The 24,391-nt window shown below is 71.0% G+C and carries 15 protein-coding genes and 2 pseudogenes; 13 read left to right on the top strand and 4 right to left on the bottom strand.

The window, feature by feature from the left end:
• Positions 1–24: 24 nt before the first annotated feature.
• Genes G6N66_RS19660 through G6N66_RS19650 form a run of 3 tightly spaced genes read left to right on the top strand, consistent with a single transcriptional unit; the run spans position 25 to position 3,093 of the window.
• A complete protein-coding gene (locus G6N66_RS19660) occupies positions 25–1,014 on the top strand; it encodes a malate dehydrogenase (RefSeq protein WP_085236709.1) in 990 nt (329 codons plus the stop codon).
• 58 nt (positions 1,015–1,072) lie between these two features.
• Positions 1,073–2,239, top strand: a complete 1,167-nt coding sequence (locus G6N66_RS19655) for an NAD(P)-dependent malic enzyme (RefSeq protein ID WP_085236710.1) — start codon at positions 1,073–1,075, stop codon at positions 2,237–2,239.
• A complete protein-coding gene (locus G6N66_RS19650; protein WP_085236677.1) occupies positions 2,236–3,093 on the top strand; it encodes a glycine betaine ABC transporter substrate-binding protein in 858 nt (285 codons plus the stop codon). The genes G6N66_RS19655 and G6N66_RS19650 overlap by 4 nt, the downstream gene beginning before the upstream one ends.
• Before the next feature lie 2 nt (positions 3,094–3,095).
• Here the strand turns inward: G6N66_RS19650 and G6N66_RS19645 are convergent, their stop codons facing one another.
• On the bottom strand, positions 3,096–3,926 hold the full coding sequence (locus G6N66_RS19645) for an SDR family NAD(P)-dependent oxidoreductase (RefSeq protein WP_085236679.1): 831 nt from the start codon (positions 3,924–3,926) through the stop codon (positions 3,096–3,098).
• A 110-nt stretch (positions 3,927–4,036) separates the two neighbouring features.
• Here G6N66_RS19645 and G6N66_RS19640 point away from each other — a divergent pair, with 110 nt between their 5' ends.
• Both G6N66_RS19640 and G6N66_RS19635 read left to right on the top strand, forming a co-directional pair.
• Positions 4,037–5,257, top strand: coding sequence for a class I SAM-dependent methyltransferase (locus tag G6N66_RS19640; RefSeq protein ID WP_085236681.1), 1,221 nt, complete (start codon positions 4,037–4,039; stop codon positions 5,255–5,257).
• Between the two features lie 115 nt (positions 5,258–5,372).
• On the top strand, positions 5,373–6,599 hold the full coding sequence (locus G6N66_RS19635) for a class I SAM-dependent methyltransferase (RefSeq protein ID WP_085236712.1): 1,227 nt from the start codon (positions 5,373–5,375) through the stop codon (positions 6,597–6,599).
• A 95-nt stretch (positions 6,600–6,694) separates the two neighbouring features.
• Here the strand turns inward: G6N66_RS19635 and G6N66_RS19630 are convergent, their stop codons facing one another.
• Both G6N66_RS19630 and G6N66_RS19625 read right to left on the bottom strand, forming a co-directional pair.
• Positions 6,695–10,366, bottom strand: coding sequence for a multifunctional oxoglutarate decarboxylase/oxoglutarate dehydrogenase thiamine pyrophosphate-binding subunit/dihydrolipoyllysine-residue succinyltransferase subunit (locus G6N66_RS19630; RefSeq protein WP_085236682.1), 3,672 nt, complete (start codon positions 10,364–10,366; stop codon positions 6,695–6,697).
• A 114-nt stretch (positions 10,367–10,480) separates the two neighbouring features.
• Positions 10,481–10,945 carry a hypothetical protein gene (locus G6N66_RS19625; RefSeq protein ID WP_139825557.1) on the bottom strand — a complete coding sequence of 155 codons (465 nt, stop codon included), beginning with the start codon at positions 10,943–10,945 and terminating at the stop codon, positions 10,481–10,483.
• A gap of 123 nt (positions 10,946–11,068) precedes the next feature.
• Between G6N66_RS19625 and G6N66_RS19620 the strand changes: the two genes are divergently transcribed.
• Positions 11,069–11,275 carry a hypothetical protein gene (locus G6N66_RS19620; RefSeq protein ID WP_085236686.1) on the top strand — a complete coding sequence of 69 codons (207 nt, stop codon included), beginning with the start codon at positions 11,069–11,071 and terminating at the stop codon, positions 11,273–11,275.
• A gap of 142 nt (positions 11,276–11,417) precedes the next feature.
• On the opposite strand, the gene G6N66_RS19615 is transcribed toward G6N66_RS19620, so the two are convergent.
• Positions 11,418–12,170 (bottom strand): hypothetical protein, encoded by a 753-nt coding sequence (locus G6N66_RS19615; RefSeq protein ID WP_085236687.1) that lies wholly within the window; start codon positions 12,168–12,170, stop codon positions 11,418–11,420.
• Between the two features lie 99 nt (positions 12,171–12,269).
• Here G6N66_RS19615 and G6N66_RS19610 point away from each other — a divergent pair.
• From G6N66_RS19610 to G6N66_RS30130, 7 genes and pseudogenes are all read left to right on the top strand, one after another.
• Positions 12,270–13,817: pseudogene (locus tag G6N66_RS19610) on the top strand (DHA2 family efflux MFS transporter permease subunit); the annotation flags it as partial.
• A 181-nt stretch (positions 13,818–13,998) separates the two neighbouring features.
• The gene (locus tag G6N66_RS19605) at positions 13,999–14,526 is read left to right on the top strand and encodes a hypothetical protein (protein WP_163645881.1); all 528 of its coding nucleotides are present in this window, start codon (positions 13,999–14,001) and stop codon (positions 14,524–14,526) included.
• The gene (locus tag G6N66_RS19600) at positions 14,523–14,984 is read left to right on the top strand and encodes a hypothetical protein (RefSeq protein ID WP_085236691.1); all 462 of its coding nucleotides are present in this window, start codon (positions 14,523–14,525) and stop codon (positions 14,982–14,984) included. The genes G6N66_RS19605 and G6N66_RS19600 overlap by 4 nt, the downstream gene beginning before the upstream one ends.
• Before the next feature lie 422 nt (positions 14,985–15,406).
• Positions 15,407–15,778 carry a hypothetical protein gene (locus G6N66_RS19595; RefSeq protein ID WP_085236693.1) on the top strand — a complete coding sequence of 124 codons (372 nt, stop codon included), beginning with the start codon at positions 15,407–15,409 and terminating at the stop codon, positions 15,776–15,778.
• A 249-nt stretch (positions 15,779–16,027) separates the two neighbouring features.
• Positions 16,028–21,856, top strand: coding sequence for a PE family protein (locus G6N66_RS19590; protein ID WP_456320202.1), 5,829 nt, complete (start codon positions 16,028–16,030; stop codon positions 21,854–21,856).
• A 619-nt stretch (positions 21,857–22,475) separates the two neighbouring features.
• On the top strand, positions 22,476–22,703 hold the full coding sequence (locus G6N66_RS19585) for a hypothetical protein (protein WP_163645880.1): 228 nt from the start codon (positions 22,476–22,478) through the stop codon (positions 22,701–22,703).
• A gap of 202 nt (positions 22,704–22,905) precedes the next feature.
• Positions 22,906–24,128, top strand: a pseudogene (locus G6N66_RS30130) (PE family protein); the annotation flags it as partial.
• Positions 24,129–24,391: the final 263 nt, after the last annotated feature.

The following is a 24,391-nucleotide window of genomic DNA, read 5'->3' as shown; positions in this document are numbered from 1 at the left end:
AAACCAATGAATGGAGTCACGGACGTGAGCGCAAGTCCTCTGAAGGTCGCCGTCACCGGCGCCGCCGGCCAAATCGGCTACAGCCTGTTGTTCCGCCTGGGCAGCGGCTCCCTGCTGGGGCCGGACCGACCGATCGAGTTGCGGCTGCTCGAGATCGAGCCCGCGCTCAAGGCGCTCGAGGGCGTGGTGATGGAGCTCGACGACTGCGCGTTCCCGCTTTTGGCCGGAGTCGAGATCGGCGCGGACCCGAACAAGATCTTCGACGGGGTGAACCTGGCGCTGCTGGTGGGTGCGCGCCCGCGCGGCCCGGGCATGGAGCGCGGCGACCTGCTGGAGGCCAACGGCGCGATCTTCACCGCGCAGGGCAAGGCGCTGAACTCCGTCGCCGCCGATGACATCCGCATCGGCGTGACCGGCAACCCGGCCAACACCAACGCGCTGATCGCGATGAGCAACGCCCTCGACATTCCCAAGGAGCGGTTCTCCGCGCTGACCCGGCTGGACCACAACCGGGCCATCAGCCAGCTGGCCGCCAAGACCGGCGCCAAGGTCACCGACATCAAGAAGATGACGATCTGGGGCAACCACTCGGCCACCCAGTACCCCGACATCTTCCACGCCGAGGTCGGCGGCCGGAACGCCGCCGAGGTGGTCAACGACCAGGCCTGGATCGAGAACGACTTCATCCCGACCGTCGCCAAGCGCGGCGCGGCGATCATCGACGCGCGCGGCGCCTCGTCGGCCGCCTCGGCCGCGTCGGCGACCGTCGACGCCGCCCGGTCCTGGCTGACCGGCACCCCCGAGGGCGACTGGGTGTCGATGGCCGTCGTCTCCGACGGCTCCTACGGCGTGCCGGAGGGCCTGATCTCGTCGTTCCCGGTGACCACCCGCGACGGCGACTGGTCGATCGTGCAGGGCCTGGACATCGACGATTTCTCGCGCGCACGCATCGACAAGTCCACCGCCGAACTGGCCGATGAGCGCAACGCCGTTACCGAGCTGAAGCTGATCTGAGACCGGCGCCACACATTATCGATTAGGGCTACTAAAGAGTAGTCAGTACCCTGGGTTGGTGTCCGAATTGCAGCACGGCGAGATCACTGACGCCGAGATTTTCGAGGCACACGTCGGCGGCAAGCTGTCCATCGGGCTGACCGCCCCGCTGGACACCCAGCGCGCCCTCTCGATCGCCTACACCCCGGGGGTGGCGCAGGTCAGCCGCGCGATCGCCGCCGATCACGCGCTGGCCGCCCGCTACACCTGGTCGAACCGGCTGGTGGCCGTCGTGAGCGACGGCAGCGCCGTGCTCGGGCTCGGCGACATCGGACCGGCGGCGTCGTTGCCGGTGATGGAGGGCAAGTGCGGGCTGTTCAAGCAGTTCGCCGGGCTGGACGCCATCCCGATCGTGCTGGACACCAAGGATCCCGACGAGATCGTCGAAACCCTGGTTCGCCTGCGTCCGACGTTCGGCGCGGTGAACCTGGAGGACATCTCCGCGCCGCGCTGCTTCGAGATCGAACGCCGGGTCGTCGAGGCGCTGGACTGCCCGGTGATGCACGACGACCAGCACGGCACGGCGATCGTGGTGCTGGCGGCGATGATGGGGGCCGCCAAGGTGTTGGGCCGCGACATGGCCACGCTCAAGGTGGTGGTCTCCGGCGCCGGTGCGGCCGGCGTGGCGTGCTCGAATCTGCTTCTGGCGAGCGGGATTTCGGACGTCACGGTGCTCGACTCGCGCGGCATCCTGCACGTCGACCGCGGCGACATGAACAACGTCAAGGCCGACCTGGCGCGGCGCAGCAACCCGCGCGGCCTGGTTGGGGGCATGGTGAAGGCGCTCGTCGGCGCCGACGTGTTCCTCGGCCTGTCGGCGGGGGTGGTCCCCGAAGAGCTGATCGCCTCGATGGCGCCGGGCGGGATCGTGTTCGCGCTGTCCAACCCCGACCCGGAGATCAGCCCCGAGATCGCGGCCAAGTACGCCGCGGTGGTGGCCACCGGTCGCAGCGACTTCCCCAACCAGATCAACAACGTGCTGGCGTTCCCGGGGGTGTTCCGCGGCGCTTTGGACGCCGGGGCGCGCCGGATCACCCAGCAGATGAAGGTGGCGGCGGCCGAGGCGATCTTCTCCGTCGTCAGCGACGACCTCGCGCCCGACCGGATCGTCCCGAGCCCGCTGGATCTGCGCGTCGGGGAAGCGGTGGCCTCGGCGGTCGCGCACGCCGCCGATATCTCCGTGTGAGACGGCGCGCGGCGCTGCTGGCCGCATTGCTGCTGGTGACGGGTTGCGCGACCGAACAGCGCGCCGCGCCGGAGTTGGTCGTCGGATCCGCGCCCGACCCGGCATCCGTCCTGCTCGCCGACATCTATGTGGCGGCCCTGCGGTCCTACGGCTTCCCCGCGCGCCGCGAAGCGGCCCCGGACGCGATGGCCGCGCTGGCCAAGCTGGATGCCGGGGAGTTCACCGTGGTGCCGGCGTTCACCGGCGACGTGCTGCGCCGGCTGCAGCCCAACGCCGCGGCGCTGTCCGACGCGCAGGTCTACAAGGCGATGATCGCCGCGCTGCCCGAAGGCGTGCTGGCCGGCGACTACACCACCGCCGCCGAGGACAAGCCCGCGCTGGTGGTGACCCCGGCCACCGCCAAGGCGTGGGGCGGTGGCGAACTGAGCGAACTGCCCAACCACTGCGAGGGCCTGGTGCTGGGGAAGGTTTCCGGCGCCCGGGTGCCCGCGTCGGTGGGCTCGTGCCCGCTGCCCGTCCCGCGTGAATTCCCTGACCGCACAACGCTTTTGGCGGCGCTGCGGTCGGGCGAGCTGACCGCGGCGTGGACCACCACCGCGACGCCGGACACCCCCGCCGATCTGGTGGTGCTGGCCGACGGCAAGCCGGCGCTGATCCAGGCCGAGAACGTGGTGCCGCTGTATCGGCGCAACGCGCTACGCGATCGGCAACTGCTGGCCGTCAACGAGGTGGCCGGCGTGCTGGACACCGGGGCCCTGGCCGACATGCGCCGTCAGGTGGCCGGCGGCCCGGGACGGCAAGACCCGGCCGCCGTGGCCGGCGCGTTTCTAGCGGATCACCCGCTTGGGCGCTGAGGTCACTTGGGGCGCGGCATCAGCCGGCGCGTCACCGTGGCAAACAGCCGCTGATATGCCGAGCCGGTCAGCCGCACCAGCACGTCCATGGCCTTCGCGTCCGGGCCGACCAGCACCCGGGCCCGCTTTTTGCGCACCGCGCTCAAGATGATGTGGGCGGCCCGGGGCGCGCTGGTGCGGGCCAGGTGGGTGTCGAACATCTTGGCCAGCGCCGCGTTGTCGAAGCCCTCCACGGCGGTGGCGTTGCGCACGATCGCGGTCTTGATGCCGCCGGGGTGCACCGTGGTCACCGCCACCGGGTGGCGCGCCAGCAGCATCTCCTGCCGCAGCGCCTCGGTGAACCCGCGGACGGCGAATTTGGCCGAGTTGTACGCCGCCTGCCCGGGCACCGAGAAGATGCCGAACAGGCTGGAGACGTTGATGACGTGCCCGTCGCCGGAGGCGATGAGGTGCGGCAGGAAGGCCTTGGTGCCGTTGACGACGCCCCAGTAGTCGACGTCCATCACCCGTTCGATGTCCTTGAACGGGGTGACCTCGACGTCGCCGGTGAACGCGATGCCGGCGTTGTTGTAGATCTGGTTCACCTTGCCAAAGTGGTCCTGCACGGCGTCGGCGTAGAGCAGGAACGCCTCGCGTTCGGTCACGTCGAGCCGGTCCGTCTTGAACTCGGCGCCGATCTCCTTCAGCTGCTGCTCGGTCTCCGCCAGGCCCTCCAGGTTCACGTCGCTGATCGCGACCTTGGCGCCCGAGCGGGCCAGCTCGAGGGCCAGCGCCTGCCCGATGCCCGAACCCGCCCCGGTCACCACCGCGACCTTGCCGGCAAACCCGTCCATGACCACCCTCCCTCGTGTCGGCCTAGGTCGAGGGTATCCCGGCGTCGGATGGCTCCGATGATCGCGCCGGATCCTTGCGTGCGCGAGCGCGGTGCCTCGATAATCCTGCGGTGGCAGTCAAGCTCGATCCGCGTGCCGATGTGGTCTCCCGCCAATACGAGCGGTGGCGCTACCCGCGGCCCATCCTCGACCTCGACGCGCTCGACCCCAACGTCTGGCATTGGTATGACCCGTCGCGGTTTTCCGACGTGTTATGGCCGGGCCGGGAGTACCGGCCCGATCTCGACATCCTCATCGCCGGTTGCGGCACCAACCAGGCCGCGGTTTTCGCCCATCGCAATCGGGGCGCGAGGGTGGTGGCGGTCGATATCAGCCAGCCGTCGCTGGACCATCAGCACTACCTGAAAGACAAGCACGGCCTGGACAACCTGGAATTGCATTTGCTGCCGATCGAGGAATTGCCGACGCTGGAACGCGACTTCGACCTGATCGTGTCGACCGGCGTGCTGCATCACCTGGCGGATCCGCTGGTGGGCATGAAATCACTGGCCGGATGTTTGCGGCGCGATGGCGCGATCGGTTTGACGCTGTACGCCAAGTATGGCCGGGTCGGGGTGGAAATACTGCAGTCGGTGTTTCGCGACCTGGGGCTGGATCAGGGTGAGGCGTCGGTGCATGCGGTCAAGGAGACGGTCGCCCTGTTGGCGGCCGACCACCCGGTGCAGAACTATCTGCGCATCGAGGGCGGCGAGCTGAAATACGATGGCGCCGTTGTGGATACGTTCCTGCACGGTCGCGACCGCAGCTACAGCGTGGACGACTGCATCGACCTGGTCACCTCGGCCGGACTGGCGTTTCAGGGCTGGCTGCTCAACGCGCCGTACTATCCGCATGACTCGTTCACACCGGGGACCGCGGCCCATCAGGCGATAGGCGCGTTGCCCGAGCGCACGCTGTGGTCGGTGATGGAGCGGCTGCACATCTTCAGCGGTTGCCATTTCTTTATGGCGTGCCGCGAGGACCGGCCGAAAGAGAGCTACGCCGTTGATTTTTCGACGGACGACGCCCTGAATTACGTGCCGAAGTTTCGCTTCCGCTGTGGCCTGTCCGGCAGCGAAATCTTCCGCAGCGACTGGCGGATGAATCTCACCGCGGCGCAGCTGCCGTTCGTGCGGGCCGTCGACGGCCAGCGCACGATCCGCGACATCGCCGTGGCCGTGGGGCCCCAGCGGGGCGGCGCGGACCTCGAGAAGTTCGCGCGCAACCTGTTTCAGTCGCTGTGGCGCCTGGATTTCGTTGCGATGGGCCGCCACCCGAACCCTGTCGGTTAGGGCCGGATATTCTTGCGGGGCGAGGGCGCGGTATCCCACAATCCTGCGGTGGAACGGGGGGAGATGGGCTATCCTCGCCACCCAGTGACCCGTGATGCGCGAAGGAGCCACCACCATGAGCGACGATCCACGTAGTGACGTTGTCGTCCGCCAGTACGAGCGGTGGAGGTACCCCCGTCCGATCCAGGACCTGGAGGGCTGGGTCGAGGGCAACTGGGAATGGTTCGACCCGTCCCACGCGCACCGGGTGCTCTGGCCCGACCGGGACTACAAGCCCGATATGGACATCCTCATCGCGGGCTGTGGCACCAACCAGGCCTCGGTCTTCGCCTACAACAACCCCAAAGCCCGAGTGGTCGCGGTCGACATCAGCCAGCCGTCACTGGACCACCAGCAGTTCCTCAAGGACAAGCACGGCCTGTGGAACATGGAGCTGCACCGGCTCCCCATCGAGGAATTGCCCACGCTTAAGCAGGACTTCGACCTCGTCATCTCGACCGGCGTGCTGCACCACCTGGCCAGCCCGCCGACGGGCATCGCGGCGCTGAAGGAATGCCTGCGGCCCGACGGCGTGATGGGCATCATGCTCTACGCGACGTACGGTCGCATCGGCGTCGAGGTGCTCGAATCGGTCTTCCGCGACATGGGGCTCACGCAGGACGACACGTCGGTGCAGGTGGTCAAGGAGATCATCGCCGTGCTGTCGCCGGATCACCCGGTGCAGCGCTACCTGCGGATCGCCCGGGACCTGCAGGCGTCCGACGCCGCGATGGTGGACACGTTCCTGCACGGTCGCCAGCGCAGCTACACGATCGAGGAGTGTCAGCAACTCGTCAGCGACGCCGGCCTGGCCTTCCAGGGCCTGCTGCTCAAGGCGCCCTACTATCCGCATGATTTGTTCTCGCCGGGCACCGAGGCGTTTCAGGCCATCGACAAACTGCCGGAGAACAAGCTGTGGTCGGTGATGGAACGCATCCAGACCTCGAACGCGTGCCACTTCTTCCTCGCGTGCCGCGAGGAACGTCCGAAAAAGAGCTACACGATTGACTTTTCGGCGGACGACGCGGTCGATTACGTCCCGATGTACCGGATGCGGTGCGGCCTGAGTGGCTCGGAGGTCTTCCGCAGCGATTGGCGGTTGAACCTCAACTCGGCGCAGCTGCCGTTTATCCGCGGCGTCGACGGCCAGCGCACGATCGGCGAGATCGTGGCCGACGTGGCCGCCAACGGCGCGCGCCGCGGCGACCCCGCCGACCTGGAGAAGTTCGCGCGCAAGCTGTTTCAGTATCTGTGGCGGTTGGACTTCCTGGCGATGGGTATCAAGCCGGGCGCCAAGAAGTAGGCGGCTGTCACGCGGCTGTCACAGTAGCCACATGCGTACCGTCGGGAAAGTCATAGGTACTTTTCAAACTTGATGTCGCCGGCGGTATCGCGCGGTCAGGCGAACGCGGTGTCGAGGATCTCCTGCTGCTCGACGGCGTGCACCTTCGACGAGCCCGACGACGGCGCCGACATGGCGCGACGGGAAATGCGTTTGAGGCCAGTTAGCTTGTCCGGCAACAACTCCGGCAGCTCCAGCCCGAACCGCGGCCACGCGCCCTGGTTGGCCGGCTCCTCCTGCACCCAGAAGAACTGCGTGGCGTTGGGGTAGCGGTCCAGCGTCTCGTTCAGGCGCCGCTTGGGCAGCGGGGCGAGCTGTTCGATGCGCACGATCGCCACGTCGTCGCGATTGTCCTTGGCCTTGCGGGCGGCCAGCTCGTAATAGATCTTGCCGCTGGTCAGCAGGATCTTGGTGACCTTGGCGCGGTCGCCGATGCCGTCCTCGTAGGTGGGTTCCTCGAGCACCGAGCGGAACTTGAGCTCGGTGAAGTCCCGGATGTCGCTGACCGCGGCCTTGTTGCGCAGCATCGACTTCGGCGTGAACACGATCAGCGGGCGCTGCACCCCGTCGAGCGCGTGCCGGCGCAACAGGTGGAAGTAGTTCGACGGTGTCGAGGGGACCGCGATCGTCATCGAGCCCTCGGCCCACAGCTGCAGGAAGCGCTCGATGCGGCCCGAGGTGTGGTCGGGGCCCTGCCCCTCGTGTCCGTGCGGCAGCAACAGCACCACGTTGGACAGCTGACCCCACTTGGCCTCACCGGAGCTGATGAACTCGTCGATGATCGACTGCGCTCCGTTGACGAAGTCGCCAAACTGCCCCTCCCACAACACAAGTGCGTCGGGGTTGCCCACGGTGTAGCCGTACTCGAAGCCGACGGCGGCGTACTCCGACAGCGGCGAGTCGTAGACCAGGAACTTGCCCCCGGTCGGGGTGCCGTCCTTATTGGTGGCCAGCAGCTGCAGCGGGGTGAACTCGGCGCAGGTGTTGCGGTCGATGATGACCGAGTGCCGTTGGGAGAAGGTGCCGCGGCGGGTGTCTTGGCCGGACAGCCGGATAAGCTTGCCCTCGGCCACCAGGCTGCCCAGCGCCAGCAGTTCGCCGAAGGCCCAGTCGATCTTGCCCTCGTAGGCCATCTCGCGGCGCTTCTCCAGCACCGGCTGCACGCGGGGGTGCACGGTGAAACCCTCCGGGATGGCCAGGAACGCGTCGCCGATGCGGGCCAGCAGCGACTTGTCCACCGCGGTCGCCAGGCCGGCGGGGACCACCTGGTCGGCCTCCACCGACTCGCTGGGCCCCACGCCGTGCTTTTCCACCTCGCGGACCTCGTTGAACACCTGCTCCAGTTGGCCCTGGTAGTCGCGCAGCGCGTCCTCGGCCTCCTTCATCGAGATGTCGCCGCGGCCGATCAGGGCCTCGGTGTAGCTCTTGCGGGCGCCGCGCTTGGTGTCGACGACGTCGTACATGTAGGGGTTGGTCATCGACGGGTCGTCGCCCTCGTTGTGCCCGCGCCGGCGGTAGCACAGCATGTCGATGACGACGTCCTTGTGGAACTTCTGCCGGAAGTCCACCGCCAGGCGGGCCACCCACACGCACGCCTCCGGGTCGTCGCCGTTGACGTGAAAGATCGGTGCGCCAATCATTTTCGCGACGTCGGTGCAGTACTCGCTGGAGCGGGAGAACTCCGGTGCGGTGGTGAACCCGATCTGGTTGTTGACGATGACGTGGATGGTGCCGCCGACGCGATAGCCGGGCAGCAGCGCCAGGTTCAGCGTCTCGGCGACCACGCCCTGGCCGGCGAACGCGGCGTCCCCGTGCAGCATCAGCGGGACCACCGAGAAGCTCTTGCCGCCGTCGTCGTCGGCGCCGCGGTCCAGCAGGTCCTGCTTGGCCCGCACCAGACCCTCCAGCACCGGGTCGACGGCCTCCAGGTGCGACGGGTTGGCGGTCAGCGACACCTGAATGTCGTTGTCGCCGAACATCTGTAGGTACACGCCGGTGGCGCCGAGGTGGTACTTGACGTCGCCGGACCCGTGCGCCTGCGCCGGGTTGAGGTTGCCCTCGAACTCGGAGAAGATCTGCGAGTAGGGCTTGCCGACGATGTTGGCCAGCACGTTGAGCCGGCCGCGGTGCGGCATCGCGATGACGACCTCGTCGAGGCCGTGCTCGGCGCACTGGTCGATCACCGCGTCCATCAGCGGGATCTGGCTTTCCGCGCCTTCCAGCGAAAAGCGTTTCTGCCCAACGTATTTGGTCTGTAGGAAGGTTTCGAACGCCTCGGCGGCGTTGAGCTTGGAGAGGATGTATTTCTGTTCGCCCACCGTGGGTTTGACGTGCTTGGTCTCGACCCGCTCCTCGAGCCAGCGCTGTTGTTCGGGCTCGAGGATGTGGGTGTACTCCACCCCGATGTGGCGGCAGTAGGCGTCGCGCAGCAGGCCGAGCACGTCGCGCAGCTTCGAATATTCGCGACCACCAAAGCCGTTGACCTTGAACACCCGATCGAGGTCCCACAGCGTCAGGCCGTGGTTGAGGATTTCCAGGTCGGGGTGGCTGCGGAACCGGGTGGTGTCCAGGCGCAGCGGGTCGATGTCGGCCATCAGGTGACCGCGGTTGCGGTAGGCCGCGATCAGCTCCATCACCCGGGCGTTCTTGTCGACGATCGAGTCCGGGTTGTCGGTGCTCCACCGCACCGGCAGGTACGGGTTGCCCAGCTCGCGGAAGATCTCGTCCCAGAAACCGTCCGACAGCAGCATCTGGTGGATGGTGCGCAGGAAATCCCCGGATTCCGCGCCCTGGATGATGCGGTGGTCATAGGTCGAGGTCAGGGTGATCAGCTTGCCGATGCCCAGCTCGGCGATGCGCTCCTCGCTGGCGCCCTGGAACTCGGCGGGGTATTCCATCGCGCCCACGCCGATGATGGCGCCCTGGCCCGCCATCAGCCGCGGCACCGAGTGCACGGTGCCGATGGTGCCCGGGTTGGTCAGCGAAATCGTCACTCCGGCAAAGTCTTCCGCGGTCAGCTTGCCGTCGCGGGCGCGCCGGACGATGTCCTCGTAGGCCGAAACGAACTCGGCGAACCGCAGCTCCTCGCAGCGCTTGATGCCGGCCACCACCAGGGAGCGCTTGCCGTCCTTGCCCTGCAGGTCGATGGCCAGGCCCAGGTTGGTGTGCGCGGGCGTGACCGCGGTGGGCTTGCCGTCGATTTCGGCGTAGTGCCGGTTCATGTTCGGGAACTGCTTGACGGCCTGCACCAGCGCGTAACCCAGCAGGTGGGTGAACGAGATCTTGCCGCCGCGGGTGCGCTTGAGCTGGTTGTTGATCACGATCCGGTTGTCGATCAGCAGCTTGGCCGGGATCGCGCGCACGCTGGTGGCCGTCGGGACGTCCAGCGATGCGGACATGTTCTTGACGACGGCCGCCGCGGCGCCGCGCAGCACCTGCATCTCGTCGCCCTCGGCGGTCGGAACGGCGGCGGCCTTCGGGGCGGGAGCCGGCGCCGGGGCCGGCGGTTGGGACGGCTGGGCGGGCGCAGCGGGTGCCGCAGCTGCACCATTGCCGGCGGGCTTGGCGGGGGACGGTTCCGGGGTGGGTTCGGGCGGCGATTCGGGGTTGTAGTCGACGAGGAACTCATGCCAGCTCGGATCGACCGAGGAGGGGTCGTCGCGGAATTTGCGGTACATCTCCTCGACCAGCCATTCGTTTTGCCCGAACGGTGAACTTGTGTTGCTCACGGCCGCTGCTCGCCTCGATTCTCTTGTCGACTGACGCCCCATAAAGGCTAGCGCTTTCCGGCAATGCGTGAACGGGCGCCGGATTTGCGCGCGCGGCTACGTCGGCGACGCTCGTCAGGCGCCGCAGTAACGGCTGGGGCCATACTTGCCGCACCAGATGTCACCTGCGTCCGCATTGGTGAGTTCGGCGTCACTGTGCGCCAAATGGAGGACGGTCACACCGTCTGGGGACACCACGAGCCTGGCCATCCAGGCGGTCTGCTCGTTGATGTCGCCCTCTAATCCGTCGCCCCAGGAGCCGATGCGCTGTGCCAACCGGATCGCGAGACCCGCGCCGTCGTCCTGCGTCCAGCGCAGGGTCCACTTCTCGCCGTCGCGGGCGCTGGACCCCAGCAGGATCGTCCCGGTGCCGTCGGGCGCGATCGTCAGCATGCTGAGGTGCCGCTGCCAGTCTCCGACGTAGTCGCCGCGCGCCGGCTGCATCGGCGGGTCCCCCGGATCGGCGTTGGCGACCGCGGCCCCCGCGAGGAACGCCGCCGCGGTGAGCGCCATGATCGAACGGGCAGCAATTTTCGGCATGGCGAAGGTCCCTTCTGGGGTGTTTGACCGCACCCCGCACGCTACGACAGTTCGACCTGCACTGGACCGGAAACCGGCCCGAACCGCTGTTTGAGCCGCGAGTGCGCGGCTACCCCGTCGTGCATGTCGGAGTCATCGCGCGAACGCGCAGCAGCAGGCGATCGGGCCGCGGAGCTGAACGAGCAGATCGCCGAGGGTCATGAGTGGGCCGCCGAGGAAGAACTCGGCGACGGCGACGACCTCCACAACGCGGCCGCGGGAAGGCATCGGCGGGTCGCCGGAAAAGACCGCGCCGAAGCCGAGGCCGCTCGGGGCGGCTCGGAGTCCTAGCCGGTGTCGTCGTCAGGAGCGGGATCGGAGGCGTCGGGTTCTGCCGTGCCGTCCTCGGTGGCTTGTGGGGGCTGTTCGTCGCCCTCGGGCGGCGGCTGTTCGCTGGTAGTCACCGGTGCTGCCTACCCCGGTCTGTGGCGGATCAACCCGCCGAGCGCATCGGGGGCAGCACATGCAAGGTAACCGGCCAGCGGGTCGGCGGCGGACCGAAGCCCCTGCGCGCGTTGCGGACGATCTTCTTGCCCACCAACCGGTTTCCGACCGCCCCGATGATGGCGCCGATGCCGACCGGCAGCAGCTTGCCCACCAGCAGCGCGCCGCGTTTGAGGGCGAATCGCCGGACGAAGTATTTGAGCATCCGCGAGTTCAATTTGGACATCGTGGGCAGCGGCAGCGACGCGACGCTCTCCGACACCCACGCCCCGCTGGTGCGGCCCGGGCCGATCAGCTCGGCGACGGCGGACTTGCTGTTGTCCCCGACCAGCACGGCCAGCACCAGGGCCCGGCGGCGCTCCCGGTGGTCCAGGGGGATGCCGTAGACCGAGGCCAGCGCCAGCACGAACAGCGCGGTGGCCTCCAGGAACACCGCGGTTTCGCCGGCGGCCGCCGACAACGCGGCCAGCGTGCCGATGCCGGGCAGCGTCGCGGCGCCACCCACCGCCGCCCCGCCGGCCGTCACGACGGCCAAAAAGCGCCTCTCCAGCTTGGTGACGATCTCGGCCGGGCCGGCGCCCGGGTGCGCGCGGCGCAGGCGGGCGACATACGCCTCGGCGGCCGGACCCTGGATCCGCGAACTACGTTCGATGACCTGCGCCAACGCCCGGGTGGACGCCTTGGGGCGCCCGCCCGGCGTGGCCGGCTCGTCGGCTGCGGACACTTTTCGTCGAGCGTTCATGCTGCCTCTCCTGCGAATGGCGGTCCCCCCAGGCTAATACGCACTTCGTGCCCGATCGTCCGACCCGGAATAATGGTCTCGTTTGGGGGGGATTGCTGAATGACCTATGCATTGACGCTGGCGAGGCTGCGGCTCGTCTGGAACCGGGAGAGCCCCTGGAACGCGCTGTGGGCGATGATCATCGGCTTCTTCATGATCATGGTCGACGCGACCATCGTCGCGGTCGCCAACCCGACCATCATGACCGACCTGCGGATCGGCTACGACGCGGTGATCTGGGTGACCAGCGCCTATTTGCTGGGCTATGCGGTGGTGTTGCTGGTGGCGGGGCGGCTCGGTGACCGGTTCGGCACCAAGAACCTCTACCTGATCGGGCTGGTGACGTTCACGCTGGCGTCGCTGTGGTGCGGGTTGTCGGGCAGCGCGGCCATGCTGATCGCGGCCCGCGTCGTGCAGGGGGTGGGCGCCGGGCTGCTCACGCCGCAGACCCTGTCGACGATCACCCGGATCTTCCCGCCCGAGCGCCGTGGCGCCGCGATGAGCGTGTGGGGCGCGACGGCCGGCGTCGCCAGCCTGGTCGGCCCGCTGGCCGGTGGCGTGCTCGTCGACAGCTTGGGTTGGGAGTGGATCTTCTTCGTCAACCTTCCGCTCGGCGTGATCGGCCTGGCGCTGGCGGTGTGGCTGATTCCGGCGCTACCCATCCGCGCACACCGGTTCGACCTGCCCGGCGTCGCGTTGTCCGGGGCCGGGGTGTTCGCCATCGTGTACGGGCTGCAGCAGGGCCAGGCCGCGGGGTGGGCGCCGTGGATCTGGGCCGTCCTGGTCGCCGGCATCGGGCTGATGGCGGCGTTCGTCTACTGGCAGTCGCTCAACCCGGGCGAGCCGCTGATCCCGTTGGAGATCTTCGCCGACCGCAACTTCAGCCTGTGCAACGTCGGCGCCGCGATCATCGCGTTCGCGACGACGGCGATGATGCTGCCGGTGATGTTCTATGCCCAAGCGGTGTGCGGGCTTTCGCCGACGCGGTCGGCGTTGCTGATCGCTCCCATGGCGATCGTCAGCGGCGTGCTGGCGCCGGGCGTCGGCGTGATCGTTGATCGTATTCCGCCACTGCCCGTGCTAGGCTTCGGCTTCTCGATGCTGGCGATCGGACTGACGTGGCTGTCCTTCGAGATGGCGCCGGACACGCCAATCTGGCTGCTGGCGTTGCCTTTTGGCGCGCTGGGCGTGGGGATGGCGTTCGTGTGGGCGCCGTTGGCGGCCACCGCGACCCGCAACCTGCCGCCGCAGCTGGCCGGCGCGAGCTCCGGGGTGTACAACACCACACGGCAACTCGGCGCGGTGCTCGGCAGCGCGGCAATGGCGGCGTTCATGACGTCGCGCATCGGCGTCGAGCTGCCGAACGCCGGGCACGCACCCACGGGGGCCGATACCGCGACGCTGCCGGCATTCCTGCGCGAGCCGTTTGCGGCCGCGATGTCCCAGTCGGTGCTGCTGCCGGCGTTTGTCGCCTTGTTCGGTGTCGTGGCCGCCCTGTTTTTGGTCAGCGAACGGGCCACGACGCAGCCAAGGCCCGAGCCGGCCGCGAGTGATGGATACGACGAAGAAGACGATTACGTCGAGTACATCCTGCGTCGTGCACCGGACGTCGCAGCATCGTCGCTCGATGATCGCGTCTGGACCGATTAGCTACGCGCACAACGGTTTCCATCCGGTCGCTAGGCTTTTGCAATCGGGGCCCGAAGGGGCGCGGTGGCGCCGTGCGTCGTAAACATTTCTGTTGCTTGTGAATTGGTCAAACTGCGCACATCGGCCTGTACCTTGCGGTATGGTGCTCTCGGGTTTCGGCAACCGGAAGGGTCGGCGCATTCATCGGGATGTTGCCGTCGGCTCGGCTTTGGGAATCGATGGTCCCGAAGGGGGAGAATGCTTGGCATTACCCGCGCACCCACGCACATTGATGTGCGCCGGAAAGAATCTGGCGCCCAATGATTTGGTCACTCGTCGACACCAAGCGCGGCGCCGAAAAGACGCCGGTGATGTGTTTGGCGGCGACGGCGTGGCGCGAGATCCCGTGGCCGACGTCGGTGCCGACCCGCAGGGGACGGCGGCGCCCAAATATCGCACGGCACTGTCCCACAACGAATCTGCTCACCTTGATCGAAACGCAAACGGCGAGAGTTCGCGCCGATTGGCCGAGACGAACGCGGCGATGCTGTGCGGCCCCGTGCGAGAATTCGCAATATTCGACGGTGCGTTTGCCCGCGCCAAGCTGCGCTTTCTGGAAAACTACGCAAGAGTATTCCATGAGCGCGGGGCGATGGCTGGAATCGACAGGGAGGCCGTAAAGGTATGACGGAAGAGCATTCTCCGGCCGAAGCGGCGCGAGCCGCGGTGATCCGCCCGCTCAACGGGGCAGCGGCGACAACGCGAGCGGCGGGCACGTTCCAAGGCCAGGATGCCGTTCCGGCGGCCCCGCCCGACCTGACACCGTCGCCGACGGTCTACGAGGCGATGCGCACCACGCTGCACCTGCCGCCGGCGACGCGGACCGGGCTCAAGCGCCGGGCACTGGATCTTGATACGACGATGGGCGACCTGATTCGCGCCGCCATCAACACAGCGCTGGAGATGCCCGCGGTGCTGGCCGCGGCGTCGATGGCGCGGCGCGGGCTCAGCGGTGGGGTTCGGACCACGCTCGACCTGCCACGCCCTGTGCACCGGACGCTCAAGCGTCTGGCGGCGGACGAGGACACCAGCCTGCAGGCGCTCGTGATGGCGGCAATCCTGCAGGCCCACCCGGACCTGGCTTAGCCGCCGTCAACTGTGCGCCGCAACAGCGTCGCCGGGCGCCCATCGGGGTTCGGACCACGCTGACCTGAACTGTCCATATCCTCGGGGCAATCGAACGCGTGTTCCCCGAGGACATCGGCCCGTCACCGGTGGTGTCGGCGGCCCTCGGCGGACCCCTTCTGACCTGGGCTTATAGGGCTTATGGATGGACGTGTGCGCATCAATATGTATGTGCATATGGCTAGGCACGTTTATAGCTACATATGTAGAGGTATAGGCGCGCACACACGCAGAGGTACGGACGCGCGCACATGCGCACATATATGAGGTATAAAAACCACCTCGGATGACCGGGTGACGAGCCCCGCAGGCGCCGGGTGGTCGGCCGCCGACACGCTCGACGGGCTTCCCGATGAGGGCTGTGCGCCTGTAGCTTCTCCGGAGTGATCACCGGGGCCTTCCTCGCCGAAGCGGCTACCGTGGCAGACAACAAGCTCACCGTGACCGGTGGAGTGCTCTCCGGGTTCGCGGTCGGCCCCGACCGGCATGTCCGGTTCGTGCTGGTGGTGCTCACGCAGTCGGAAACCGACGGCGCGGCCCAGCGGGTCGAGGTGGAGATCAGACCACCGACCGACGACGACCCGCTCGTCGTGGCGTACGAGCTGCCCGAGGCGGCGGCCAGTGGTGAAATCGGGTTTGCGTTCTTCAACGTCGACGTGCGACTGCCGGTGAACGGACGATGGGTGTTCGTGGTGACCGGCGGCACCGGAACGTTCTCCCTGCCCCTCGAGGTGCGGGGACCGCTGGCGGCCTAGGGATGTTCGCCCGGGCAACCGCGTAGTTCGGCCGGCCCGACACGCCACGTCGCCGTCACCCGATTTGCCAGGGGCCCTGTCCCACCTGCGGTTTCGTGTGGCGTTCGAGGCTGCTGGGACACAATTGAAAGATTTTTTTGGGAAACTTCGGCCAAAACCGCCGCGACGGCGTACCGTTCTCGAACTGTCTGGAGTTTCCTGAGTTTCTGCCCACCCACGAGTCAGATTGGGACCACGATGTCGTCTTTCTTGAATTTTGCACCTGACGCTTTCTCCGCAGCATCCGAGCAGCTCAGTGGCATTGGATCGTCGATCCACTCGGCCACCGCGGCGGCCGCGCCCTCGACCACGTCGGTGGCTGCCGCGGCCGAGGATGAGATCTCGGCGGCGATCGCCCAGCTGTTCGGCAACTACGGTGCGGAGTTTCAGGCGCTGAGTTCGGCGGCGAGCAAGTTCCACAGCTCGTTCCTGTCGGCATTGAGCGGAGGCGGGAAGCTCTACGCGGCCGCGGAGGCGAGCAACGCCTCCATCGTGGCGGCTGCGCAGTCGATCACAGACGTGGGTGCGGCGCCGTTCTCGCCGTTCCTGACCTTCTTCGGGCGCGCGGCCTTCGGCAATGGCGCCAACGGGGTGAACGCTGGAGTCGCCGGCGGCAACGGCGGCAACGGGCAGGCCGGCGGGTTCATCTGGGGCAACGGCGGTAACGGCGGCAACGGCGCGGACGGCGCGGCGGGTACGGCGGGCACCTTCGCCAACGGCGGCACCGGCAACGGCGGCGCCGGCGGCAACGGCGGCAACGGCGGCAACGGTGGTGCCGGTGGGCTGATCGGGCACGCCGGTAACGGCGGCCACGGCGGCAACGGTGGTGCCGGTGGTAACGGCGCCACGGGCACCGACGGCGCGGCGGGCACGTTCGCCAACGGCGGGACCGGTAACGGCGGCAACGGCCTCAACGGCGGCAACGGTGGTGTCGGCGGTAACGGTGGCCACGGCGGTAACGCGGGCGGCAGCTCGGGCACCAACGGCAGTGGCGGTAACGGCGGCGTTGGCGGCAACGCGGCCGCCGGCGGCAACGGCGGCAACGGCGCCGATGGCGACGCGGCCCACCCCAACGGCGGGGTCGGCGGTAACGGCGGCAACCCGGGCACGGCAGGTGCTGGCGGTGACGGCGGCGCGGCGGGCACCGGTGGTAGCGGCGGGACCGCTGGCAACGACGGCGCGGCGGGTGCCGCTGTCACGGGCGCCTCGGGCAACGGCGGCCACGGCGGCGCGGGCTACAACGCGGCCGCAGACCCCACCGCGCTTCCGGGCGCGGTTGGCGGTAACGGCGGCGCCGGCGGCAACGGCGGCGCGCTCGGCAACGGCGGCGACGGCGGCGCGGGCGGCGACGGCGCGGACGGCGAGGACGGCGCCACCGGCATCGCCGACGGCACCGACGGCGGCGACGGCACTGTCGGCGGCGCCGGCGGCATCGGCGGTAACGGCGGTGCGGGCGGTTCGATTTCGGGCAACGGCGGGGCCGGCGGCCAGGGCGGTAACGGCGGCGACGGCGGTGACGGCGGCGCCGGCGCTGACGGCGCGGCGGGCACCTTCGCCAACGGCGGCACCGGTAACGGCGGCAACGCCGGTAACGGCGGCAACGGCGCCAACGGCGGCGCTGGCGGCGCCGGCGGTAACGGTGGCACGGCCACCAACGGCGCGACGGGCGCCAACGGCAACGGCGGCAACGGTGGCGACGGCGGCAACAACGGCGTCGGCGGCAACGGTGGTAACGGCGCAAACGGCAGCTTCACCGAGGGCGGCGGCACCGGTAACGGCGGCAACGGCGGCAACGGCGGCAACCCCGGCGCCCTCGCGGGTATCGGCGGCGCCGGTGGCGCGGCCGGGACCACCACGGGCGGCGGCGGAACCGCGGGCAACGACGGCGCCGACGGCATCATCATCCACGGCACCGGCAACGGCGGTAACGGCGGCAACGGCGCGCAAGGCACCTTCGACCAGTTCGGCGGCGGCAGCGGCGTCGGCGGCAACGGCGGTAACGGCGGCGCCGGCGGGGAGTGGGGCAATGGCGGTAACGGTGGCACCGGCGGTGCCGGCGCGGCCGGCCTGACCGGAAGCGGATTCTTCGCCGGCAGCAACGGCGGTAACGGCGGCCTCGGCGGCAACGGCGGCGCCGGCGGGGCGCATGGCGACGGCGGCAACGGCGGCACCGGTGGTGCCGGTGGTGCCGGCGCCGTGGGCAACCAATCCGGCAACACCTTCAACGCCAATGGCACGAACGGCGGCAACGGCGGCACCGGCGGCACCGGTGGTGCCGGCGGCGCGATCGAGGGCGACGGCGGGGCCGGCGGTAACGGCGGCGCGGCCGGCGCGGGCGGCAACGGCGCTGACGGTGTCATCGGCGGTGCGAGCATCGACGGCGGCAACGGCGGCACGGCCGGCAACGGCGGTAACGGCGGCAACGGCGGCGCGGCCGGCGGCGGCGTCGGAAGTGTCGGCGGCAACGGCGGTAACGGCGGCGCCAGCGCGATAGCGGGCAACGGCGGCAATGGCGCGGACGGCCAAGGTGACGGCATCCTCGGCATCAACGGCGGCGTCGGCGGCAACGGCGGCAGCGGCGGCAACGCCGGCGTGGCCAGCCTGGGCGGCGCGGGCGGCGGCAACGGCGCCAGCGCCGGCCAGAGCGGAAGCATCAGCACCGGCGGCAACGGCGGCAGCGGCGGCGACGGAGCCAGCGCCTTGACTCCCGGCAACATCGGCGCCGCCGGCGGCAACGGCGGCAACGGCGGTACGGGTGGGGTCGGCGTCGGCAACGGCGGCAACGCCGGCGTCGGCGGCAACGGCGGCAACGGCACCGACGGCAGCTTCGCCATCCCCGGCAGTGACGGCTACGGCGGACACGGCGGCAACGGCGGCAACGGCGGCGTCGGCGGCAACGGCGGTCTGCTGGGCGGCAACGGCGGCAACGGCGCTGACGGCGGCAATGCCGGCGCCGGCGGCAATGGCGCCGACAACACCGACCCGAACAACTTCTCCGGCCGCGGTGGTGACGGTGGCGGCGCTGGCGCCGCCGGCAACGGCGGTAACGGCGGCCACGTGGTCACCGGCGCCGGCACAGGCGGCAACGGCGGTGACGGCGGCGCGAGCGCGACGGCCGGTAACGGTGGTGACGGCGCCGACGGCAGCTTCGCCAACGGCGGCTTCGGCACCGGTGGCGACGGCGGTGACGGCGGCAATGCCGGTGGCGGCGGCTTCGGCGGCCTGAGCGGCGGCAACGGCGGTACCGCCGGCAACACCAGCGCCTTCGGTACCGGCGGCCACGGCGGTGACGGCGGTGACGGCGCCGCCAACACCGACCCCGGCTTCAACGGCGGCCAGGGCGGCGCGGGCGGCTGGGGCGGCTCCGGCGGCAACGGCGAGGGCTTCCAGATCGGCGGCGGCAACGGCGGTGACGCCGGCGCGGGCGGCAATGGCGGCGCGGGCGCCGACGGTAGCTTCGTGACCGGCAACGGCGACGGCGGCACCGGCGGCACCGGCGGCAACGGCGGCACCGGCGGCGACAGCGGCTCGGTGGGCGGTAACGCCGGCAACGGCGGCCTGGGCGGCAATGCCGGCGCCGGCGGCAACGGCGCCGACAACACCGACATCACCCTTAACGCTGGCCAAGGCGGGCGGGGCGGCGACGCAGGCGACGCCGGCGATGGCGGCAACGGCGGCGTGGTCCTGTCCGGCGGCGGCACCGGCGGCAACGGCGGTGACGGCGGCGCAAGCGCGACGGCCGGCAACGGAGGCCACGGCGCTGACAACCCCGACTTCACCAACAACGGCGGCCAGGGCGGCCGAGGCGGTGACGGTGGCAACGCCGGTAGCGGCGGCTTCGGCGGCGCCGGCAACAGCGGCGGCGCCAACGGCATCACCAACACCTTCGGTACCGGTGGTAACGGCGGCGACGGCGGCCACGGCGCTGACAACCCCGACTTCACCAACATCGGTGGCCAGGGCGGCACCGGCGGCGACGGCGGCACCGGCGGCCAGGGCGGCGCAGGCGCCGGCAACGGCGGCCACGGCGGCAACGGCGGCACCGGCGGCACCGGCGCTGACGGCGCGAGCGGCAACGTCACCGGCGACACCGGCGGCTTTGGCGGCGACGGTGGCCGCGGCGGTGACGGCGGCAACGGCGGCGGGCTCGGCGGTAACGCCGGTGACGGCGGTGACGGCGGCGACGCCGGCGCCGCTGGCAACGCCGGAACCGGCACCACCAACGGCGGCCAGGGCGGCCACGGCGGCGAGGGCGGAGCCGGCGGCGACGGCGGTAACGCTCAGGCAGGCGACGGTAACGGCGGTAACGGCGGTCACGGCGGTAACGGCAGTGCCGGCGCAGACGGCACGGCCGGTGTGAGCGGGGTTGCCGGCGGCTACGGCGGCACCGGCGGCTTCGGCGGCGACGGCGGTGGCGGCGGCGTGGGCGGCGACGGTGTGGGTGCCGGCAACGGCGGCCACGGCGGTACCGGTGGGGCGGCCGGCGACGGCGGCAGCGGCGCCAACGGCGGCAACAGCACGACCGGCGACGGCGGCCTGGGTGGTAGCGCCGGCGGCGGCGGTGACGGCGGCACCGGCGGTACCGGCGGCGACGCTTTGGGCACCGGCAACGGCGGCGACGGCGGTACCGGTGGGGCGGCCGGAAACGGCGGTGCCACCGCTGGCAGTGGCGGCACGGGCGGTACCGGCGGCAACGGCGGCGGCGGCGGCGACGGCGGTGCCGGCGGCGTCGGCGGTGGTGGCGGCACCGGCGGTAGCGCTTTCGGCAACGGCAACGCCGGTAACGGCGGGGCGGCTGCCGCTGGCGGCGACGCCAGCGACGGCGGTACCGGCGGCAACGGCGTGGCGGCGGTGGGCGCGACCGCCGGCGGTAACGGCGGCCAGGGCGGCCTCGGCGGTAGCGCGGGTGACGGCGGTGGCGGCGGTGCCGGTGGCACCGCCTTCGGGACCGGTGCCGGCGGCAACGGCGCCGACGGCGCGGCTGCCGGTACCAGCGGCGACGGCGGCCACGGCGGTGACGGTGGGGCGTCGTCTAGCCTCGCAGTTGGCGGCCAGGGCGGCCGGGGCGGCGACGGCGGCTCCCTCGGCGACGGCGGCGCCGGCGGCGACGGCGGCGCCTCCGCTGCCGGCAACGGCGGGTCCGGCGGTGACGGCGGGGCCTCCGCTGACGGCGGCAACGGCGGCGCTGGCGGCAACGGTGCGGCGGGCAACGGGGCCTTCGCTGGCCAAAACGGCGGCCGCGGCGGCGACGGCGGCACCGGCGGTCACAGCCTGTTCGGCGGCCGCGGCGGCGACGCCGGCGGAACCGGTAACGGCGGGACCAGCGGCAACGCCGGCCCGGCCGGGGACGGCGGCCACGGTGGCCAGGGCGGCCAGGGCGGCGCGTCCGGGAATGCCTCCGCGGGCGGCGACGGCGGCCGTGGCGGTGACGGCGGCACCGGCGGCTTTGGCCAGGACGGTGCCGACGGCGGTAACGCCTCTGGGACCGGTAACGGCGGCAACGCCGGCAACGGCAGCGCCGCTGGAACCGGCGGCACGGGTGGCACGGGCGGCCTAGGCGGTTCGGGCACCGGCGGCGGTACGGCCGGCGTCAGCGGCGACGGTGGCGACGGCGGCGGATCCCAGATCGGCGGCGACGGCGGCCAGGGCGGCGGCGCGGCCAGCGGCACCGCTGGCAACGGCGGTAACGGCGGGGCCGGCGGCACCGGCGGCAGCGGCGGCACCGGCGGCGCCGTCCCGAACCCCGGCGGCACCCCCGGCGTCAACGACGGTAACGGCGGCAACGGCTCCAACGGCTCCAACGGCGGTGACGGCGGCGACGGCGGCGACTCCGGGACCGGCACGGGCGGCCGCGGCGGCAACGGCGCCAGCGCCGGTGACGGCGGTGACGGCGGGGCCAACGGCCTCGGCACTCCCGGCACCGCTGGCACCGCTGGATCGCCCGGCACCAACGGCAACTTGCCGGCCGGCAACCTCGGCGGCAACGGCGGTCCCGGCGGTGGCACCGGCGGCAACGGCGGGGCTGGGGCGCCCCGGTAACGGGCGGTCAGCAGCGTCCGCTGCAGGAGGTAGCAAACAGGGAGAGGCCCGCTTCGGCGGGCCTCTCTTTGTTGATGGCGGAGGCGGCAGCGGGCTGGTAGCCGATGATGCTGGCCGGCCTGCTGCGCGCAGGCTCTGCGCGGACCTGCGGTGACCGTCGCGTGTGGCGGCCCACCAGGATTGGCGACGACAGGGCAATGCGGTGCCACGCGCGGGCTTGACGGCTTGATCGATCGGCGCCAGGTGCCGGGGACCGCAGCCCGATCGCGGGATCCTGCCTGAACGGGTTGGCGGCGGCGCTCTATCCGCAGACCGAGAACGCACCAACGGCCAAGAGCCCGTGCCGGACCCCCGCATCAGCGTCGGGTGAGGTCGCCGTCCGCATTTGGTGACCGGCCAGCCACGCTTGAAGAACCTCGCGAATCTCGACCACATGATCGTCGCGAAACATCGGCGAACCCCGGCGGCGACGGCGGGGACGGCGGGGCCGGCGCGGCGCCCGGTGAGGTCAACGGCCTAACCGGCAACAACGACTCCGACCCGACGCGGCCCCGTCGTAGTCACGTCCAGAACGGAAATGGCCACCGCTCCCGCAGCGGTGGCCATTTCCGTTCCAGCATTGCGCACATCGGTATCTGGCGGTCTATTCAATGGGCCCGCGAACTCCGGCGACGGCGTCGGCGGCGGCAATGGCACTAATGCGGGCGGCGGGACGGGCGGCGCCGGCGGCGACGGCGATGGGATCCGCAACAACGGCGGCGCCGGCGGCAACACTCCTGGCGGTGGCGGGGTAGGCGGTAATCAGGTCGCGGGTCTGGGCGCGGGTAGCGCCGGCCAGACCGCCTGATACCGACCCACCGGCGGGTATCGACGCGTCGGGTCCTGGTGCGGTCAAATACCGTTGAACGTGAACCAATTTGGCGTGCGGTGGTTGGCCGCTGCAAGCCGGCGAGCCCGAGACCGTCGCGCACCATGCACACCCGCCGTCATCGGTGCGCGCCGCGAAAAGCCAAAAAGCCTTGTGCCGCATGGCATTAAGCAGCTGCGACGGCGCCGGCGGCAACGGCGGCCAAGGCGGCAATGACGGTCGCGGCGGCGGCGGCGGCGGTGATGGCGGCAGGGGCGGCCTCGACTCCGGCCCCTCCCCGCAGGCCGGCACCGGCGGGACCGGCGGCGTCGGCGGCGCCGGCGGCGACGGCGGTGACGTCACTGGCGGCGACTCCGGCGGCGGCGGGAACGCCAGCGACGGCGGCGTGGGCGGCAACGGCGGTCGCGGCGGCACCGCCAGCATCGGCGGCCACAGCGGCGACGGCGGCACCGGCGGCACCGGCTGCGACGGCGGGGCCGGCGGCAATGCCGGCAGCACCACCGAGGTCGGCGGGACACCCGGCACGGCGGGCAACGGCGGTGCCGGCGGTCAGGGCGGCGCCGGCGGTGATATCTCCGTCGGAACCGCTGGCAGCGGCGGCACCGGCGGCAACGGCGGGCACGGCGGCGCGGGCGCCGACGGCGGCGCGGGCAACGCGGCCATCGGTACCGGCGGCGACGGTACCGCCGGCGGCAGCGGCGGCGACGGCGGCGCTGGCGGGGCGGTCGGCTCCGGAGGCGGCGGCAGCAACGGCAACGGCGGCACCGGCGGCACGGGCGGCACCGGCGGCGACGGCGGCGACGGCCTCGACGGCCTGGGCTTCAACGGCGGCAACGCCGGGTCCGGCGGCGTCGGCGGTAACGGCGGCGACGCCCTGGCCGGGGGCACCAACGGCAACGGCGGCAACGGCGGCGCCGGTGGCGCCAACGGCGTCGGCGCGGCCGGCGACACCGGCGGTAACGGCGGCAACGGCGGGGCCGGCAACACCGGCGGCAACGCCGGCAGCGGAGCGGGCGCCGCAGGCAGCTCCGGCCAAGGCGGCCAGGGTGGTCTGGCCGGCAACGGCGGCGCGGGCGGCACGGGTGACACCGGCTTCGACGGCGGCACCGGCGGCCAGGGCGGCGTCGGCGGTGACGGTGGCGATGCCAGCAACACCGGGCTGGGTGCTGACGGCGGCAACGCCGGCGGCGGCGGCAACGGCGGGCGGGCGGCACCGCGGGTGCCGGCGGCGATGGCGGGGACGGTGGTAACGGCGGCGACGGCGGCACCGGCGGCGACGGCCAGGGTGCGGGTCATGTCGGCGGCTTCGGCGGCACCGGCGGCGTCGCGGGCACCGGCACCCCGCCCGGCGGGGTCGACGGCGTCAACGGCAACAACGGCTCCGACGGGACGCCCACCCCGTAACCACCCACCGACGGGACCGGCCACCACCCCTCACGGTGGCCGTTTCCGGCCCCGCGCGGGGCCGGCGGTCGTCGGACCGCCGACGTTGCTGACGGGGTGCAACCGGCTCGGTTTGGTGTCGAATGTCGCCCGTTTGGTGGCGCCGCGATACCGGGCACAGCTCCCCGAAAGCGGGTGCCACCCGGATGACTGCTCAATCGGCTGCGCCAACGCAATCAATGCGCAGGGGACAGGTCCGCGGCATATTACAGGGTCGACGTCAG

Source organism: Mycobacterium conspicuum, from assembly GCF_010730195.1.
GTDB lineage: Bacteria > Actinomycetota > Actinomycetes > Mycobacteriales > Mycobacteriaceae > Mycobacterium > Mycobacterium conspicuum.
This window is presented reverse-complemented; position numbering and strand designations above follow the sequence as displayed.

What these genes read in the sequence shown, in the direction of transcription:
- G6N66_RS19625 (WP_139825557.1), bottom strand. Translation starts at nt 10,945, where the DNA reads ATGCCGAAAATTGCTGCCCGTTCGATCATGGCGCTCACCGCGGCGGCG.
- G6N66_RS19600 (WP_085236691.1), top strand. Translation starts at nt 14,523, where the DNA reads ATGACGGAAGAGCATTCTCCGGCCGAAGCGGCGCGAGCCGCGGTGATC.
- G6N66_RS19605 (WP_163645881.1), top strand. Translation starts at nt 13,999, where the DNA reads ATGGTGCTCTCGGGTTTCGGCAACCGGAAGGGTCGGCGCATTCATCGG.
- G6N66_RS19645 (WP_085236679.1), bottom strand. Translation starts at nt 3,926, where the DNA reads ATGGACGGGTTTGCCGGCAAGGTCGCGGTGGTGACCGGGGCGGGTTCG.
- G6N66_RS19620 (WP_085236686.1), top strand. Translation starts at nt 11,069, where the DNA reads ATGTCGGAGTCATCGCGCGAACGCGCAGCAGCAGGCGATCGGGCCGCG.
- G6N66_RS19615 (WP_085236687.1), bottom strand. Translation starts at nt 12,170, where the DNA reads ATGAACGCTCGACGAAAAGTGTCCGCAGCCGACGAGCCGGCCACGCCG.
- G6N66_RS19635 (WP_085236712.1), top strand. Translation starts at nt 5,373, where the DNA reads ATGAGCGACGATCCACGTAGTGACGTTGTCGTCCGCCAGTACGAGCGG.